2 protein-coding genes are annotated in these 1,880 nt (G+C 73.8%); both read left to right on the forward strand.

Annotated elements, in window-relative coordinates; all coding sequences use genetic code 11:
* Nucleotides 1-313: hypothetical protein (locus ACXJKL_RS20215; protein WP_457208786.1), on the forward strand; the 313-nt coding region annotated here is incomplete at its 5' end.
* A gap of 59 nt (nucleotides 314-372) precedes the next feature.
* Nucleotides 373-1,880: MXAN_6640 family putative metalloprotease (locus tag ACXJKL_RS20220; protein WP_457208787.1), on the forward strand; the 1,508-nt coding region annotated here is incomplete at its 3' end.

Consider the following 1,880-nt stretch of genomic DNA (forward strand, 5'->3'; position numbering starts at 1 on the left):
CCCCTCGCCCGGCCTGCGGCGCGGTCGGGTGCGACTCACCGTCGACGCGGGCCGTCCGGCCACCGCACCGGCCGCGCAGGTGGTGCTCATCGGTCGCCACGGCGTCATCGGTCGCGGCCCGATCAAGCTCGACCGTCGCGGTCACGGCTCCCGGGTGGTGGCCTTCCACCGCCCGCGGGTGCGCCGCGTCGAGCTGGTGCTGGCCAACGCGTCGACCCGCTACACCTGCAACCGCGGCACCCAGTTCGCCTGCCACGGCAGGTCCGGCGATGACCGCCGGGGCTTCCGGGTCACGGCCCGGGTCCTGCGGTGACCCTGGTGCCCCGCTCCGCACCGCCACACCGGCCCCGCGAGGCCACGAAGGGAACCTACGTGCGCTCCATCCCGGTCCTGCTCTCCTTCCTCACGAGCACGGTCACCGCGCTCGCGCTGGTGCCAGCCGTGCCGGCCGGTGCCGTGGACGGCGACCGCGGGGCGGACCACGGCGGGCAGGCGGGGGGCGACCGGGTGGCGGTCGCTCGACCTCCCGTCCGGCGGACCGCAGCGGTGCCGCTCGCCCCGCAGGCGACGCCGCGGGCAGCTCTCGACATGGCCGGCCGGCTCCTCGCCGGCGGTGGCCGCACCGGCGACCCCTCGGCCACCGTCGCTCTGCGGGACCTCTGGCTGGCCCGTCCCGACCTCAGCGGTGCCGAGGCGACGGAGGCCGAGGCGCTGCTCGCCCGCCCCACCGAGGGCCCGACCGACCCGTTCGGCAACGGCTACACCGTGCCCTCGACGCAGACCTGCGGCACCCACGTGTGCGTCCACTACGTCACCTCGACGGCCGATGCCGCGCCCAGCGCCGACTGGGTCGACCTGACCCTGGCGACGCTGGAGAACACCTACGCCCGCGAGGTCGACGACCTCGGCTACCGCGCCCCGCTCGGCGACGACGGCCTCGGCGGGGACGACAGGCTCGACGTCTACCTCAAGGACCTCGGCACCGGCCTGTACGGCTACTGCGCCGCGGAGCACCGCACGAGGGGCCGCACCGCGAGCGGCTTCTGCGTGCTCGACAACGACTACGCGCCGGCCCAGTTCCCCTCGGGCACCTCACCGCAGGACAACCTCACGGTCACGGCCGCGCACGAGTTCTTCCACGCCGTCCAGTACGCCTACGACTACACCGAGGACCCGTGGATGATGGAGTCCACCGCCACCTGGATGGAGGAGCGGGTGGCCGACGACGTCGACGACAACCGCCAGTACCTCCAGTACAGCCAGCTCGCCTCACCCTTCGTGCCGCTCGACGCGTTCAGCTCGACGTACGGCTTCCAGTACGGCAACTGGATCTTCTGGGAGTACCTCAGCCAGACCTACTCCCAGGGCATCGTCAAGAAGGCCTGGAAGGCCGCCGGCAGCCTCAGGAAGGACGGCGGGCGCTACTCGGTCCAGGCGCTGCAGTCCGTGCTGCGCCGCAAGGGCGGGCTGACCGGCGTGTACGCCGACTTCGCGGCCGCCAACACGATGCCCGGCCTGGTCTACGAGGAGGGTGCGGCGTACGGCGACACCCCGCCGCTCGCCGAGGCGACCCTCACCCGGGCGGCGCGCTCCTGGAGGAAGAAGACCACGCTCGACCACCTCGCCGGTGACTCGGTGCGCCTGCACCCGGGTCCCGACCTGTCCGGCAGGAAGTGGCGCCTGCGTGTCCGGGTCGACGCTCCCGCCCGCCGGGCCTCCCCCGCCGCGACCCTGCTCGTCCACCAGGTCGACGGCACCATCACGCCGCGTCGGGTCCGCCTCGACGCACGCGGCAACGGCACCACGACCGTGCCCTTCAGCGCGGCGACGGTGGGCACCGTCACCGTGTCGCTGGCCAATGTCTCGACCCGGTTCCGGTG

The sequence above is a fragment of the Nocardioides sp. P5_C9_2 genome (assembly GCF_054049555.1).